Below are 13,455 nucleotides of genomic sequence, written 5' to 3' on the forward strand. Positions count from 1 at the left end.
TATACCAATGAAAAGGGTCCTTCGGGACCCTTTTGCCTATTAAAAATATAAAAAATAGAGGAAAGTTGATACTTTTTGATCAACTTTCCTCTATTTTATTTGTGGGCTATTTTGTTACAGCCCCAAGAACTTTTTATATGAGTAGCCCCCACATTTGACAAAGAGCCTTTTTTCTTTTTTGTTTGATGTGGGAAGTAACAAAGGTTCTATAATAAATATTAATTGTATATTGTCATATAGTGCTAAAAATTAGTTAGTTGATAAAAGTTTTCTATAGGTATATACTGTATACTATAGATTACATTGAGATAAAAATGTAGGAGAAGAGAAAATGAGAGTGAAGAATAAAAAATTGTTACTATGTATCCTAGCTGCGTTACCACTAATCGCTAGGGGTGAAGATTATACAGTCAATACAGTGACTCGAAATGATTGGAAAACGGTGGATACGATTTCCCTCGGCGAGACATTAGCTGCGAATGGGGGCACTATTACTGAAAATAGTGCTACAAACATTAAGTATGAGTATAAGTATGCTGATGGCACTATCTTAGGGACGAAAAGTAAGTATATAAAGGGTGGCAGTACAGTTAATGAAATTATCACAAATCGAAATATGACTGCTGCCAATGACATTCGAACAAAACCGACTACGGAAACGACAATGGCATCGGATGGGACGATTCATTTCATTCATGTAGATGATGGAACTCCGATTGATTGGCAAGATGGCATTCATGTATATAATTCGAATGGAAAATTAGTAGATCGGTCTGAAACGATATTAAACTTGGATGCTAATACTAATTTTAATATCAGAACACATGCACAATATAACGGTAGATACTATCCAATTTATAATGTTGTAAAAGTGGTAGGAGAGGGAACAGGTAGTTATGTTACAAAACCAGTATCTACAGTGAACTTTCTTAAAAAAGTAAATCTGGATTCTCGTATTCAAACAGTAAATCCTGGGAACTTAAAATTTTATGAAAAACGAGTAAACCTCTTTTTTAACCAAACCAATCAGGGTGGAGAAAGTCATGTACACTTTCATGATGATATAACGATGAATACAGAGTCTACCACCGATAATTTAGATATTGCCGCTTTTCGGATTGAAAATAACGGAGAAAATCGATATCGTACAGTTTCCACAAGGGATAGTATCGATCCAGAACAAGGTGCATCTACCATTACCTTCGATGGAAATGTAACAAGTACTATGTCTGGAAATACCAATACAGGTATGGAATTGGTATCAAACACGAACTATCATGGGGGCGTTCATGTAGAGGCAAATGAAGGTAAGAGTTTTACATCAACTATTGTAAATAAATCGACGGCTAATACCAATAATATGTTTCAGATCAATACAGATACTAAGAACCATGGACTTAGCGTGTTTACTTTCAAGGGGAATTCTGATTTCATAACCAATACATCTAGTGGTACTACTTGGGGTATGTATATGAATGCAGATTCAAATGGCGAAAACCGATTGACTCTTGCAGGAGCAAATAATAATATTTCTACAACAGGGAAAGATTACGTATATGGTATAGAAGTATCCGCTAGTATCAATGATGAGAGTGGTAAGGAATACAGTAACATAGGTAAAGGGAAAAATCTTTTAGCATTAGATCATACAACGGTTACAACAGAGTCCATTTCTACTGGTAGGCCATGGGTATATGGCATTAAGTCTAGTGCTATCGACGGGGAAAATACCTTGCGATTACATGATAGTCATGTTAGGACAGCGTCTAACTTTGCAGCTCGTAGTATAGATGTTAGAGATGAAAATAAAGGTATAACGCATATCGATCTAACTGGTACGAAAATCGATACTAAAGGTAGTTATGCGTATGGCATTAATCTATTGAGTTCAGATACAGTTGGCTCAGGTGAAAGCTCCATTCATTGGTCAGGCGATAATCAAATTCATACAGAGGCGGTTGCCAATGGATACGGTATTCGCATTGAGAAAGATAAAGCTAATACAGGCAATGGTACAACACTTTCATCTGATGCCGATTCTACATTGGCAATTAGAGTAGACACAGAGAAATCTGGTACTGGCATTTCACAAATACACCTCGATCCTAATAATAAAACGAATACTACCTTCAATGGTGATGTATCTATCACTATGCGCGGTAATGGACAATCTAAAGTAGCTGTGTTGGCAAAAACGGACGGTGAAGGTACTAGTGACACGTCATCAAATACTATTACTTTCAACAAGAAATTAACTATTGATGAGAACCCAACAGATCCAGCTCTTGTATCGTCAGGGACGAACACGACTATTACTGTTTCAGGAAAAGATACCACAACGATTTTAGGCAATGTTTTTACAGCTAACAAAGGCACTGTGAATCTAAACCTGTTAACAAAAGACTCCTATCTAATCGGTAAAGCAGATCATAATGACTCTGGTAATATCCATATGAAAGTTGATAACTCCAGTTATTGGGAAATGACTGATGATTCCAAGATAAATACTCTCTCCTTATCCAATGCAGGGGAAGTAAGATTCGGCGATACAGAAGTTCCTTTAACATTGACGGTGGATAGTATCACAGGTTCTAATGGTATACTACATATGGGTGGTAACGTAAGCTCCGGAAAAACTGACTTGTTACGAATTACACATAGTAGTGAAGGGGAACATGGTATTTATTTCCGCAATATGGCAGATTCAAAATCTACAGGCACAGAAGTGCTTAAACTTGTGGAGAGTTTAGGGAAAGAAGAAGACCATACAGCTGTATTTTCGTTGAGAAATGAATCGAATAACGTGCCAGTTCCTACGGATGATACAAAACCTAACAATGTGAAAGCTGTCATTGAAAAAGGGGCGTACTTATATACATTAGGTAGAGCCACTGACTCTAAAATTGTTGCTATTAATGACACTAATAAAAATAACTGGTATTTATTCCCTATGGAAGAAGATGGAAAAGGTAAACTAACGCCTGGTGCAAAAGCAAGTATGCAATACAACCATTTACTGTATAATATGCAACTTGGTACCATTGAAACCTTGGTACAACGCTTAGGGGAGATTCACCTTCATAAAGATATAGAACGATCTAATGATGTGTGGGCTAAGTATGTAAGTGGTAAGTATGAAGGACTCGAAGGTTCTGGGTACCATCAGCGATATTGGGGCATTAAAGGTGGTTATGATTGGGTGCACCCGAGAGAGAAATGGATCCATTATAGTGGATACATGCTTGGTATGATTCGCTCACATGCTAATATATACGCACAGCAAGGCCATGCACAGATGTCTGGCAGTGAAATAGGCTATTATTCTACTCGATTATACAAAGATAGCAATTTCTATGTAGATTTAGTGGGTAAACTTAGACGTTATAGCGGTCAGTTTGAGTTAGTGAATGATTCTAAAGAGACCGTTAAAGCTAGCAATATAAATGCTATGTCATACTTAGTATCAGCAGAACTGGGTAGACGTATCTATGTCAAAGAAGGGGAGCGTAAGGGGTTATTTATTGAACCAGAAGTTCAGCTTACCTACCAAAAAACAAATGGATATGGAGTGCAGGTATCTAATGGATTACATGCCCAAGTAGATCCTTTACGTAGTTTAATTGGTCGAATTGGTTTTAGGGCAGGTGTGGATCGTTTTAATAGAACTTCTTTTAACCCATATTTAAAACTAATGTATGAAAAAGAATTTTTAGATAGTGGCTATGTAATGTTTAATGAAAGTAGTCGCTTACATATATCTTATAAAGGTCATTGGATTACCTATGGTATTGGGCTATCCTATATGAATAAGGCTAGAACAGAGCAAGCCTATATAGAATTACAAGCCTCTACTAGAGATAGAGTAAGACAACAATGGCAATTGAATTTAGGATTGCGGCATACATTCTAGTTTGAATGGGCAAAAAATGGGCAAAATTACTTAAACTATACGAACACTTACGAACATTAAAAATAGTATAGAACACTAAAAAACCGCTTATTCATCGTATTCGTGAACACTTACGAACACTTATGAATAAGCGGTTATTTTATATTGTATTGTGGTGGAGACGAGGGGATTACACCCGATTAAGCCTTATATATCAAAGGTTTATAGATTGAGCATATTATAAATGGGCAAGAAAAGGGCAAGGGTATTTTTTGCCTTTTTTTAGCATAATGCGTTCCAGTGGACAGTCCATTGTAGATACACACCTACTTAACTAATTTCTTTGCCACCAATTCCATAGCATTCACAGCCTCTTTATTCATAGCATTGGTCACATGGGTATACACACTTAGGGTTGTAGTAGGGTCATTATGGCCAACACGTGCCATAGCTGCTTTGAGGGGAACATTGGCAGAGGCTAATAAGCTAATATGCGTATGTCGGAAGATGTGTGTACTTAAATGCTTATGATAGTGTAACTTCTTCAAAACCTTATTTACAAAATGATGGTCAAAGGGGTAGCCACCTTCCGTAGTAAAAATGTAATCATTATGTTTCTCCTGGTGCTTCCATAATTGGCGAACCTTATTGGACAACATGAAAGATTCTAAAATGGATTCTGAACGAGAATCCAAATCCACATAGCGAATGGAATAGACATTCTTAGGGGTCGTGCGAGAATATTCAGAGGTAGTGCCATGGTCAACACAAAGAGTGCCATTGACATGGATGCGGTGAGTTTCCTTATCGTAGTCACAATCTCTTAGGGCGACCATTTCACCGAATCGCAAGCCAGTCAGAGATTGGAACTCACATAATTTTGCTACTACAGGATTAGCTGTTTCCAAAAGGGAAATAACTTCTTTCAATTCTTCTGGTTCCAGGAACTTATCCTTAGCACGATCAATGTCATTTATAGAAATCGGTTTCCGTTTTAATTCTACACGTTCAATAATGCTAATGTCCTTGATGGTACCTAATCGGAAGTTATACCGTAGAGCAGAGCGAAATAGATTCAGTAATTGTTTCGTTGTGCTATACGCATGCATTTCATAATAGACATTCAATGCATGTTGCACCATAGAGGGCGTAATATTTTGGTACAGTGTATCACCAGGAATAGAAGCCAATAACCCAGCACGTGCATGGTGTAAATTTCTACGAGTAGAAACTTTTACGAAATTGCTATGGTATTCGATGTAACTATCTAATAAATCCATGAAAGTAACGGAACTAGAATAGCCAGACATAATTTCATCAATACGTTCTTGCAAATGCATGAGGGCTTGTTTCTGTGTTAGACGTGACTTATTGCCATAGACGACGGAGACCTTTTTCTTTTTACCAGACAAAGGGCAAGTATACCGTTCAATATAGGCGTAGGTAATGTCGCCATTTTTACCCTTACGTTCTTCAATCCACATACAAGCACATCCTTTCATAAAAAAATAACCCCCTCTAATACTAGAGAAGGTTATTTTCCATACAGGTCCCCTGAGGGAATATCTGCACGTATCCTAACACTAGTATACAGAGGATATACAAATATAGCAATACATTTATAAATGTTGAGGCGGTTCGCCGTATAAACGAATCATACCTGACTTTGTTACCAGCCAAATACGTTTAGATTGGCGTGCCTCTACTCCGATATGAAAGCGTGCAGGCTTACCGTTGCGACTAATACAGGCTTGGCGAAGTGAATCCGTAGTTTTCCCCCACGCCTCGGCTGCTTCTTCTAGTGTTAATACTTCATCTAAAGCGTTCATTATTTTTTCATCCTTCCCATGATAAAACCCCAAGTAGCATAGAACAAAGCAACTTCAATCATATGCTTGTTCCAGTCAAAAATAGCAGTCATAGCAATTGCCAGTACGATCATTGGTAAATATTGTTTCATTGTATCTCTCCTTTGTGGTATAATACATACAGGTTGGGAGGCTTTCGCCTCCGCCTGTACATAAGTCCCTATTTTTTAGATTTCTTGGTCGATTTCTTCTTAGGGGCTTTTTTCTTTTTGCTATCGTAGTGTAAGTAAATCATTACTAGCAGTCCAATTGAGTTAAATTTTTAATCTTCCTTGACTGCCCGATCAAGGATGGAGTTCTTTTTCTTTTCCCCCATGCCTGTACATCCTTTGAAATGGCATAAGAACGCAACTTCACTTCGGCTTGCTGTGTATTTACTTCTTGCATAGTGCATTCAAACTGCGAAAATAATTTTTGACTCATAAATAGAACTCCTTTCCTTGTGTGTACTGTTCCCCATTCCATTGGAGTGGGGGATTTTTTTATTGTTGTGGCGCTTCTCCGTATAAACGAACCATGGCTTCACGGGTAACAAGCCACGTTTTACCAGACTGGCGACATTCTTCTTGGGTGAAAGCCAAATCCCCTTTTACCCTGCCGATACATTTTTGTTTTAAAGTATCAACGGAAACATGCCAAAGCTCAGCGGCTTCTTTTAATGTTAAGACCTCATGTAGTACATTCATTGTATTTCTCCTATGTGAATCATATTATTTAATAAATAAAGATACCGTAGCGATACCCCAAATGACGGCAATACACGCCAGTACAATGGTGAAAAAAGTATCCGTTGTATGTAAGTATAAATAGATAATAGGAAGCAAGGAGAGCCATTGATAGAAAAGTTTCTTTTTCATTGATTTTTTCATTCCTTTCATGTATAGTAAAAGTGGGGAAGGGAGTTCCCTCCCCCTTTAGGATTTAGCCCTTATTGTGTTTTCGTCGACGCTTGAGGGCTTTTTTGATTCTCTTTTCTAAGAGTAGTGCTGATGGTATTGCTGCTGAGATTGCGACAATCCAATCAGTGATTGATGATTCGTTAAACATTGTTTCACCTCCTCTCTATACTTATATTATACATTAATTAGTGTATAAAGTCAATAGAAAAGAAGCGAAAAATAAGTTAATACGACTAAATTTTCTTGACGATTAAGAGGGTGGTAATGTATTATTTTCTTATAGATTGTTAGTGATGTTATTTAGGAAAAGGGGTGGTGAAATGAATGCTATAAAATCCTACATATCGTGGTTGAAAGATAACTTAACTGAGGTAAAAGTAGCACCTGGAATTATTGAGGTTACCACACCTTTCTTAGATAGGCATAACGACTATACGCAGATTTACATAGAAGAAAAAGAAGATGGAGAATATAGACTAACAGACGATGCCTATATCATTTCAGATTTACGCATGTGTGGTATAGATCCATACTCAAAGAAGCGAAAAAAATTAATATTAGACGCTGCTAGAAAGCGTGGGGTACAAGTAGACTTAGACACGGATGAGTTGTGGCTGACTGCTATGAAAGAAGATTTAGGAGAAGCTCAACACTATTTATTACAAACCATGTTAGATGTTAACGATTTGTTCTGCTTGTCACCACAGCAGATTAAAAGTATATTTTTAGAAGATGTGCAATTATTTTTCGATACAAATGAGTTATATTATTCTAAAAATATAAATATTCGTGGGAGATCTGGATACATGCAAAGTTTTGATTTTACAATGCAACGAAACAGTAAACATCCAGAGCGTTTTATCAAGGTAATGAATAGGGCGAGTCGAAGTAATGCAGAGCGACTTATATTTTCATGGGAAGATATAAAAACTGAGCGTGAAGATGGTAGTCAATTATTAATTGTGATGAATGATGAAGAATCGAAAAAACAAACACAGCAAATTGGCAAAATATTCAGAGAGTATAATATCACACCTGTATATTGGTCAAAACGTGGTGATAGTATTCCATTATTTAGTTAAATAAAGTACTAGCTATGGTTGGAATGTTAGATGCATTACATAATTGGCAGAAAAGACGGAATTGTTCAATTGAATCAGTTTCGTCTTTTTTTAAATTTGAAAAGTCGAAATTGGGGAAGATAGTAGATAGTATTGGGTTAGATAGTTCAAATGCCCAGCTACCATTTACATCGCTGCGATCAAAGATATGGATATGTGTACCACAAACTACAGTTCCATCTGGATTACGATGCGGTTTAGTATCAAGGTCTAATCGCAATAGGGTATGAGACTCTTTCATTCTGTTTTGGAGTGTTGTGCGAGAGACAATCAAACTTTTTTTATTAATATCTAGTATATACTCAGCTCGGGTTGAGTCGCCAATTAAAGGCAATGAACATTGTGATCGATAAGGATATTTAAAAGAATCTATTGTAAATGTTTTAGGTTCTAATAGATTAACGTATAGTTCATTATCTTCAAAATTAAATGTTTCCATAATATCTCCTAACAAAATTTAATAAATCGGTATCTCCCTTACTCTCTAATGGTAGAGTAGGGGATATTTTTATATACAGTTCTATAGAATCTAAGAAGACTTAGATAGTTTAAGAAAATTAATATAGTCAAAGAGTTTATCATATTGTTCATCAGTAAATGATGCGGTTTCAGCACTAAATATATTTACAGCACATGACAACAATACCAATGAGTTGCAATTCCTCAGCTTGTTCATAGGAAAGAATTATATCCGTATGAATAGGGTTAGTAGAATCAGGTCGAAGAATAACACGATTATTAGTTTGATCGTGAAAGAAATGTTTTACCGTATATTCGCCATGTAGCTCAACGACCACTACATCACCATTTTCTATATGAGAGAAAGAGGGAAGCGGTGTACACATAATTGAATCACCATCATTGAATAATCGATTCATACTATCCCCATTGACATGCATAATAAACACATCAGTATTGCCAGCATAGTTACCCATCATACAATCAGGTAATTGAATGGTTGGTAATTCTGAAAGACCCTCAATTGTTTTTAAGGCTCCAGCAGAAACACCAATAGGGATATAGGTGTAGGATGAGTAATTCTGACAAGTATCTATGATGGTATTATTGTTAGCAAAATTTATATTATTGGAAATAGACGACATATTGGTGCTGTTAGATGTAAAATCAATAACTTGATCACCATCCAATTGTGTTAATAATGTATTGATGGGTATATTAAGACCTTCTGAAATCTTTTTCATAGTAGCGACTGAAGGTGCAATAGGATTTCCACTCCTAGAGTTTCTTTCATTTTCCAACATAGATATATATTGTTTTGAAACACCTATTTTATCGGCTAAAAGTTGTTGTGAGAGTTTATGTTCTCTCCTATATTCCTTTAATAGTTGACTAAGTCTCATAGTAGTCTCCTTTATAAATATAAATGTCACTTACAGTTTACCATTGAGTAAAATGCATGTCAAATGTGCTTGACATCATTTTTTTATTGGTGTATACTATGCACAAGATACTAGTCAAGCATGCTTGACCTTTAAAAGGAGGTACATTTTGAATAGATTAAAAGAATTTAGAGAAAAAGCGAAGTTAACCCAACAAGAACTTGCTAATCGTGCTGGAATTTCTAGGGCGACAATCATTGATATTGAAAATAATAGTAAAGCAGATATAAAGGTATCTACATTAATTGCATTAGCAGATGCATTAAATAGTGACCCGGGGACTATTTTTTTTAGCACAAAGGTCAAGCATGCTTGACAAGTCAAGCAAAATAAAAATCCACCTAGTTAAGCAACCAGGTGAAGCGGACTTTCAGAAGGAGGAGATACCCAATGTTACAGAAAGAAGCAAAATTAATCATCACTTTTTCAGTGGATACCACTGAACTAGATGAAGCGATTAAGAAGATGAAAGAGTTACTTGAATTGCAAGAGAAAGTAAATAGCAATTCTAATGTGGAGATGGCAAATGGATAAAGAAAAAGAGCCCCTACAAGAGAGGCTCATAACAAAAAATGATATGTGGGAATTATTAAGTATGCTGGAGGGTATCACTTTTATATACTTTCTAGTTGCGATCCCAATGGATTGGCCAAGAAATTTAATGCTATGGCTGGTACACATAGGATACAGCATTTATTTCTTTTACAAAATATTTCTTGCATAACAGAACTACTTTGCAAGATAGGCTGTGATTAAACCAATTATTACAGGATAAATATATCTATTCCATACATATAATGCCACTTTTTCAGCGGGTATATCCTTAAGTTGATGGTATTTAGACTTTAAATAACTTATTAATTTGTTATCGCGAGATATTTCGTTAACGAGTTCAGCTTCTTCATCGGAAAGAGAATCAGAAGTAACGTCATAATCATCAGTCATATCAAAATTTAAGTTAATTTCAGATAAGTCTATAGAATCAGATATAGGATTCATGGAAATAAACTTTGAAATTTCATGTAAAAGAGATTGGTATTCAGCCATAGGTTGCATAACGTTATGAAGATGTTGTAATTGCTCAAGACCAGTAGCTATAGGATTAGGCGAAGTCATACTTGCAATGATCGCATTATTTGCAGATTGTGCGATAGACATCATATTCAAGTATGGTTGCATAGCGATTTGAAGAGGTTCTAAAGCATTCATAACGTTTTGATTGACCCAACGGTTGTTGATTGAAAAATATTTTTCCCACATGTCGCGATGTGCGAAATATTTTTCAATAGGCGATGGCTGTAAATACTCTTTTATAGTACCCATATAATCACCTCCTTTCAAGGTGATTATAGCACATAAGGGAAAAGGAGGTGGAGAATTGGATACAGAAAAAGAACCCCTACAAGAGGGACTCATTGCTAAAAGTGAAAAACAGAAATTTATTGAACTACAACGGATATCCCTAAACTTTGTTGATGATTTGGAATGCAATAAAGTGGGACTTTCCGAAGCAGATGCAAAAACACTAATAGAGTTAATTAAGATTGAAATCAAATATAGATATAGGATGTAAGGAGGTAAGGAGGTAACAAATGGAGAAAGAAAAAGAGGAATCCTACCTTATAAAAAGAAAGGATGGAACACCCAAATATCTGGTTGTATTTGTTGGATATTGGAAACTATTACAAGGAATAGAAACAATTCTATTTATATTGTCATTAGTGATAGTGCCACATCGCTCTTGTGAGTACTGGGAATTGTGGATAGCACATATCTTGATTAGCTTATATATATTTTGTAAACGATATCAAATCAGTGTAAAAAAATTGAGGCTCCTGGTAAGAGACTCAATCAAAAGGTGGTGGAAAGATGGATTGTGATAAAGAACAAAAATGTAAGAAGGATCAATTAACAATTGAGGAGAATGTACGAATTTCATTTGCTTGCATGGTGGACAATCAAAAAAACTTAATAGAAGCGATGAAAATACTGAATAAATGTGAGGTCATGACTTGTAGCAAGGAATTAAAAAACGAATACAAGAACCTCATTAAAAAGATAGAAAATACATATCTTAGAGAAGCTAAATATGTAATGAGCTTAAAAGGACTTTAGTGGCAATATCTTGAACGACATGCAAGGCTAAAAAGGAGGTTGTTAGATGTATTTAAATGACAAAAATTTTAGAAAATCGTTGATACAAGATATTACAGACAAGATAGACAACATCTTATTAGGAATATCATTTGGAGCAAGTATTATTTGCCTAGTTATCAGCTTAATCATTCTAGTAATGCTATCAACGAAATAAAGCATAGGCAGAAAAGAACAAAGCTACTAGAGAAATACCAATCGGGACAATTCTAAGTATTCTATCTTCTAAACGGATTTTACGGCGTTCAGCATAATCAAAATCATAATCTTCAATAGCTTTGATTCCGAGCTCAGTAATAGAAATAAAAGGAGTTTGGTGAGTTTGGGAAATTCCCTCGTCACTTCGAATAGTTTCATAGTGAAAACGAATATAAGAAGTATTGGGAATAGCTCCATACGGAAATGGTTTGCGATCAGGAGTAGAAAACAAAGTAATTCTAAATTCAATAGATTTAAAAGAGTTAAACTCTTCTAATACTTCGTGAAAATGGATTTTACGATGTCGATTAGCTAGTAAGTATTTCAGAATATTCACATCAATAGCAGTTAGTTGATTATAAGGAATCATATAATCACCCCCTTTCAAGGTGATTATAGCACAGAAAGAAAAAGCAGGAGGGGTATTGTAATTATGAAAGTAGAAGTAATTGAGGTTAAGCCGTTACAGCAACAATATGCCAGGGTAGGTAATGTTGCGACACTATTTGATTTAGGAAGAACAAAGACATCTGAGTTGATTAATGCCATGGAAAGAACTAAACCATGGAACGAGTACATTATCACGATCAATGAAAGGGCAAAACTGGTCAGAGTAGATGCATTTGAAGCGTATCTCAAGAGTATTAGAATGCAATGAAAACGATATGTAAGATTTGCGATGAAAAGAATAAAAGAACAAGGGCATATGTACACTGTGCTATGCATCAAGGAACAATCTGCATGGAGCACTGTGAACATTGCAGATACAGATATACATCAAGGGGCAGTACACATTGCACATATAAAGAAAATGGGAGTAAAAATGAAAAAGAATAATTTTAAGCCGAGATGGGGTAGAATCATCGGAGCTGTTATTATCGTACTAGCATTAATCATGGGAGTTGTAAAAGTATTTAGTGAAGATACTCCAGAAGACACAACAAAGAAAACGATTACAGTGATGTACCAGGTGGAAGAGGGGGACACATTGTGGTCGATTGTGAAAGATTTGATGGGAGAATCAGTGAATGCACAACAGGTCATTTATCAAATCCAACAAGACAATAAAATACAAAACACTCTGAATGCAGGACAGGTTATTAAAATTCGGATGCCCAAGCAATGAGTGATTTACTTATTGAACTTCATGACCTTAGAAGGGGGATGAATCAGGCATTACGGATTGCCAAAGAACGAGGAATGGACTTGGCAGAAAAAGAAGCCACCTATAAGGTGGCCAAAGCAAAATTAGTATTATGTGAACGCGAAAAAAAGACGCCAGTATCGGTCATTAATGATATCGTGCTGGGGGATCCTATGATTAGTGAACTACGACAAGAACGAGATATTGCCAAAGTGCTATATATTAACGCCCAAGAAGCTATCAATGTAAGAAAACTAGAGTTACGCATTGTAGAAGCGCAATTGGGTCGAGAATGGAACGAGGTGAAATAAAAGGAATGAGACCAAGAAAAGGATTGAGGGCACGAACGCCATTAAAGCGATATACTCCCCTAGAGAAACAAGGGAAAAAAGGTGCTAGGTATGAAAGAGAATTAAACCGTGTGCGTAAACAAGTGAGAGAGCGAGACGGAGATAGATGCATACTATGTTATCAACCATACCAAGAAATTCATCACATTGTACCACGGTCAGCAGGTGGCACCAATGATTTAGACAATCTATGTTGCTTATGTTGGGAATGTCATCACACCAGGGCGCACGGATCCAATGCAAAAGAGATACAAAAAGTATTGCAACAATTAATTAGGCAAAAAAAATAGAGCACACGCATGTGCTCTATCCGTTTGCTGACATATGGTCATACAAAACAACTCATGTATAGTATACCATATGTTTGCAAAAATAGCTATAGATAGCGGTATTAAGCCGTTATTTATAACTTGATAGTATATATTATTAACT

General features: G+C 36.0%; 23 protein-coding genes. 12 read left to right on the plus strand and 11 right to left on the minus strand.

What is annotated here, in order from left to right:
• The first annotated feature begins 331 nt into the window (after positions 1 to 331).
• Entirely contained in the window at positions 332 to 3,910 is a 3,579-nt protein-coding gene (locus EO117_RS06910) for an autotransporter outer membrane beta-barrel domain-containing protein (protein ID WP_126939748.1), read from the plus strand.
• A gap of 305 nt (positions 3,911 to 4,215) precedes the next feature.
• Here EO117_RS06910 and EO117_RS06915 read toward each other — a convergent pair whose 3' ends face one another.
• The 7 genes from EO117_RS06915 to EO117_RS09435 all read right to left on the minus strand — a co-directional run bounded on the left by EO117_RS06915 (position 4,216) and on the right by EO117_RS09435 (position 6,804).
• Positions 4,216 to 5,373, minus strand: coding sequence for a site-specific integrase (locus EO117_RS06915; protein ID WP_164727522.1), 1,158 nt, complete (start codon positions 5,371 to 5,373; stop codon positions 4,216 to 4,218).
• Positions 5,374 to 5,508: 135 nt separating this feature from the next.
• Complete coding sequence (locus tag EO117_RS06920; RefSeq protein ID WP_126939750.1) at positions 5,509 to 5,718, minus strand: helix-turn-helix domain-containing protein; 210 nt, start codon at positions 5,716 to 5,718, stop codon at positions 5,509 to 5,511.
• Positions 5,718 to 5,849, minus strand: a complete 132-nt coding sequence (locus tag EO117_RS09430; protein ID WP_256359682.1) for a hypothetical protein — start codon at positions 5,847 to 5,849, stop codon at positions 5,718 to 5,720. The genes EO117_RS06920 and EO117_RS09430 overlap by 1 nt, the downstream gene beginning before the upstream one ends.
• A 145-nt stretch (positions 5,850 to 5,994) precedes the next feature.
• The gene (locus EO117_RS06925; RefSeq protein ID WP_126939751.1) at positions 5,995 to 6,180 is read right to left on the minus strand and encodes a hypothetical protein; all 186 of its coding nucleotides are present in this window, start codon (positions 6,178 to 6,180) and stop codon (positions 5,995 to 5,997) included.
• Between the two features lie 59 nt (positions 6,181 to 6,239).
• Positions 6,240 to 6,443 carry a helix-turn-helix domain-containing protein gene (locus tag EO117_RS06930; RefSeq protein WP_126939752.1) on the minus strand — a complete coding sequence of 68 codons (204 nt, stop codon included), beginning with the start codon at positions 6,441 to 6,443 and terminating at the stop codon, positions 6,240 to 6,242.
• A 24-nt stretch (positions 6,444 to 6,467) separates the two neighbouring features.
• The gene (locus EO117_RS09250; RefSeq protein ID WP_164727523.1) at positions 6,468 to 6,635 is read right to left on the minus strand and encodes a hypothetical protein; all 168 of its coding nucleotides are present in this window, start codon (positions 6,633 to 6,635) and stop codon (positions 6,468 to 6,470) included.
• A gap of 43 nt (positions 6,636 to 6,678) precedes the next feature.
• Positions 6,679 to 6,804 (minus strand): hypothetical protein, encoded by a 126-nt coding sequence (locus EO117_RS09435; RefSeq protein WP_256359683.1) that lies wholly within the window; start codon positions 6,802 to 6,804, stop codon positions 6,679 to 6,681.
• A 172-nt stretch (positions 6,805 to 6,976) separates the two neighbouring features.
• Between EO117_RS09435 and EO117_RS06935 the strand changes: the two genes are divergently transcribed.
• The gene (locus EO117_RS06935; protein ID WP_164727524.1) at positions 6,977 to 7,738 is read left to right on the plus strand and encodes a DUF1829 domain-containing protein; all 762 of its coding nucleotides are present in this window, start codon (positions 6,977 to 6,979) and stop codon (positions 7,736 to 7,738) included.
• Here the strand turns inward: EO117_RS06935 and EO117_RS06940 are convergent.
• Together EO117_RS06940 and EO117_RS06945 are read right to left on the minus strand one after the other, a co-directional pair.
• Positions 7,731 to 8,216 carry a hypothetical protein gene (locus tag EO117_RS06940; protein WP_126939754.1) on the minus strand — a complete coding sequence of 162 codons (486 nt, stop codon included), beginning with the start codon at positions 8,214 to 8,216 and terminating at the stop codon, positions 7,731 to 7,733. The two genes, EO117_RS06935 and EO117_RS06940, sit on opposite strands and share 8 nt — an antisense overlap.
• A 175-nt stretch (positions 8,217 to 8,391) precedes the next feature.
• A complete protein-coding gene (locus EO117_RS06945; RefSeq protein ID WP_126939755.1) occupies positions 8,392 to 9,138 on the minus strand; it encodes an XRE family transcriptional regulator in 747 nt (248 codons plus the stop codon).
• Between the two features lie 148 nt (positions 9,139 to 9,286).
• On the opposite strand from EO117_RS06945, the gene EO117_RS06950 reads away from it, so the two are divergent.
• From EO117_RS06950 to EO117_RS06955, 3 genes are all read left to right on the plus strand, one after another.
• Positions 9,287 to 9,493, plus strand: a complete 207-nt coding sequence (locus EO117_RS06950; protein ID WP_206168592.1) for a helix-turn-helix transcriptional regulator — start codon at positions 9,287 to 9,289, stop codon at positions 9,491 to 9,493.
• 74 nt (positions 9,494 to 9,567) lie between these two features.
• Positions 9,568 to 9,711, plus strand: a complete 144-nt coding sequence (locus EO117_RS09255) for a hypothetical protein (RefSeq protein WP_164727525.1) — start codon at positions 9,568 to 9,570, stop codon at positions 9,709 to 9,711.
• On the plus strand, positions 9,704 to 9,901 hold the full coding sequence (locus EO117_RS06955; RefSeq protein WP_126939757.1) for a hypothetical protein: 198 nt from the start codon (positions 9,704 to 9,706) through the stop codon (positions 9,899 to 9,901). The genes EO117_RS09255 and EO117_RS06955 overlap by 8 nt, the downstream gene beginning before the upstream one ends.
• A 5-nt stretch (positions 9,902 to 9,906) precedes the next feature.
• Here EO117_RS06955 and EO117_RS06960 read toward each other — a convergent pair whose 3' ends face one another.
• On the minus strand, positions 9,907 to 10,500 hold the full coding sequence (locus EO117_RS06960; RefSeq protein ID WP_126939758.1) for a hypothetical protein: 594 nt from the start codon (positions 10,498 to 10,500) through the stop codon (positions 9,907 to 9,909).
• A 55-nt stretch (positions 10,501 to 10,555) separates the two neighbouring features.
• Between EO117_RS06960 and EO117_RS06965 the strand changes: the two genes are divergently transcribed.
• Genes EO117_RS06965 through EO117_RS06975 form a run of 3 tightly spaced genes read left to right on the plus strand, consistent with a single transcriptional unit; the run spans position 10,556 to position 11,292 of the window.
• Complete coding sequence (locus tag EO117_RS06965) at positions 10,556 to 10,750, plus strand: hypothetical protein (RefSeq protein WP_126939759.1); 195 nt, start codon at positions 10,556 to 10,558, stop codon at positions 10,748 to 10,750.
• A gap of 19 nt (positions 10,751 to 10,769) precedes the next feature.
• Positions 10,770 to 11,057, plus strand: a complete 288-nt coding sequence (locus tag EO117_RS06970; protein ID WP_126939760.1) for a hypothetical protein — start codon at positions 10,770 to 10,772, stop codon at positions 11,055 to 11,057.
• Positions 11,047 to 11,292: a hypothetical protein gene (locus EO117_RS06975; RefSeq protein ID WP_126939761.1), complete on the plus strand. Its 246-nt coding sequence runs from the start codon at positions 11,047 to 11,049 to the stop codon at positions 11,290 to 11,292. Before EO117_RS06970 ends, EO117_RS06975 begins: the two co-directional genes overlap by 11 nt.
• A 184-nt stretch (positions 11,293 to 11,476) precedes the next feature.
• Here the strand turns inward: EO117_RS06975 and EO117_RS06980 are convergent, their stop codons facing one another.
• A complete protein-coding gene (locus EO117_RS06980; RefSeq protein ID WP_126939762.1) occupies positions 11,477 to 11,899 on the minus strand; it encodes a hypothetical protein in 423 nt (140 codons plus the stop codon).
• Positions 11,900 to 11,962: 63 nt separating this feature from the next.
• Between EO117_RS06980 and EO117_RS06985 the strand changes: the two genes are divergently transcribed.
• Genes EO117_RS06985 through EO117_RS07000 form a run of 4 tightly spaced genes read left to right on the plus strand, consistent with a single transcriptional unit; the run spans position 11,963 to position 13,313 of the window.
• Positions 11,963 to 12,187, plus strand: coding sequence for a hypothetical protein (locus EO117_RS06985; RefSeq protein ID WP_126939763.1), 225 nt, complete (start codon positions 11,963 to 11,965; stop codon positions 12,185 to 12,187).
• Positions 12,188 to 12,208: 21 nt separating this feature from the next.
• Positions 12,209 to 12,655 carry a LysM peptidoglycan-binding domain-containing protein gene (locus EO117_RS06990; RefSeq protein ID WP_126939764.1) on the plus strand — a complete coding sequence of 149 codons (447 nt, stop codon included), beginning with the start codon at positions 12,209 to 12,211 and terminating at the stop codon, positions 12,653 to 12,655.
• Entirely contained in the window at positions 12,652 to 12,984 is a 333-nt protein-coding gene (locus EO117_RS06995; protein ID WP_126939765.1) for a hypothetical protein, read from the plus strand. Before EO117_RS06990 ends, EO117_RS06995 begins: the two co-directional genes overlap by 4 nt.
• A gap of 5 nt (positions 12,985 to 12,989) precedes the next feature.
• Positions 12,990 to 13,313: an HNH endonuclease gene (locus EO117_RS07000; protein WP_164727526.1), complete on the plus strand. Its 324-nt coding sequence runs from the start codon at positions 12,990 to 12,992 to the stop codon at positions 13,311 to 13,313.
• The last annotated feature ends 142 nt before the right edge of the window (positions 13,314 to 13,455 follow it).

It is taken from the genome of Veillonella sp. VA142 (genome assembly GCF_003992135.1).
Taxonomy (GTDB): domain Bacteria; phylum Bacillota; class Negativicutes; order Veillonellales; family Veillonellaceae; genus F0422.

Coding starts and splice junctions, on each gene's coding strand:
- EO117_RS06925 (WP_126939751.1), bottom strand. CDS start 6,180: ATGAGTCAAAAATTATTTTCGCAGTTTGAATGCACTATGCAAGAAGTA.
- EO117_RS06985 (WP_126939763.1), top strand. CDS start 11,963: ATGAAAGTAGAAGTAATTGAGGTTAAGCCGTTACAGCAACAATATGCC.
- EO117_RS09430 (WP_256359682.1), bottom strand. CDS start 5,849: ATGAAACAATATTTACCAATGATCGTACTGGCAATTGCTATGACTGCT.
- EO117_RS06945 (WP_126939755.1), bottom strand. CDS start 9,138: ATGAGACTTAGTCAACTATTAAAGGAATATAGGAGAGAACATAAACTC.
- EO117_RS06960 (WP_126939758.1), bottom strand. CDS start 10,500: ATGGGTACTATAAAAGAGTATTTACAGCCATCGCCTATTGAAAAATAT.
- EO117_RS07000 (WP_164727526.1), top strand. CDS start 12,990: ATGAGACCAAGAAAAGGATTGAGGGCACGAACGCCATTAAAGCGATAT.
- EO117_RS06975 (WP_126939761.1), top strand. CDS start 11,047: ATGGATTGTGATAAAGAACAAAAATGTAAGAAGGATCAATTAACAATT.
- EO117_RS09250 (WP_164727523.1), bottom strand. CDS start 6,635: ATGAAAGGAATGAAAAAATCAATGAAAAAGAAACTTTTCTATCAATGG.
- EO117_RS06970 (WP_126939760.1), top strand. CDS start 10,770: ATGGAGAAAGAAAAAGAGGAATCCTACCTTATAAAAAGAAAGGATGGA.
- EO117_RS06990 (WP_126939764.1), top strand. CDS start 12,209: ATGAAAAGAATAAAAGAACAAGGGCATATGTACACTGTGCTATGCATC.
- EO117_RS06980 (WP_126939762.1), bottom strand. CDS start 11,899: ATGATTCCTTATAATCAACTAACTGCTATTGATGTGAATATTCTGAAA.
- EO117_RS06955 (WP_126939757.1), top strand. CDS start 9,704: ATGGATAAAGAAAAAGAGCCCCTACAAGAGAGGCTCATAACAAAAAAT.
- EO117_RS06940 (WP_126939754.1), bottom strand. CDS start 8,216: ATGGAAACATTTAATTTTGAAGATAATGAACTATACGTTAATCTATTA.
- EO117_RS06935 (WP_164727524.1), top strand. CDS start 6,977: ATGAATGCTATAAAATCCTACATATCGTGGTTGAAAGATAACTTAACT.
- EO117_RS09435 (WP_256359683.1), bottom strand. CDS start 6,804: ATGTTTAACGAATCATCAATCACTGATTGGATTGTCGCAATCTCAGCA.
- EO117_RS06995 (WP_126939765.1), top strand. CDS start 12,652: ATGAGTGATTTACTTATTGAACTTCATGACCTTAGAAGGGGGATGAAT.
- EO117_RS06930 (WP_126939752.1), bottom strand. CDS start 6,443: ATGAATGTACTACATGAGGTCTTAACATTAAAAGAAGCCGCTGAGCTT.
- EO117_RS06920 (WP_126939750.1), bottom strand. CDS start 5,718: ATGAACGCTTTAGATGAAGTATTAACACTAGAAGAAGCAGCCGAGGCG.
- EO117_RS09255 (WP_164727525.1), top strand. CDS start 9,568: ATGTTACAGAAAGAAGCAAAATTAATCATCACTTTTTCAGTGGATACC.
- EO117_RS06910 (WP_126939748.1), top strand. CDS start 332: ATGAGAGTGAAGAATAAAAAATTGTTACTATGTATCCTAGCTGCGTTA.
- EO117_RS06915 (WP_164727522.1), bottom strand. CDS start 5,373: ATGTGGATTGAAGAACGTAAGGGTAAAAATGGCGACATTACCTACGCC.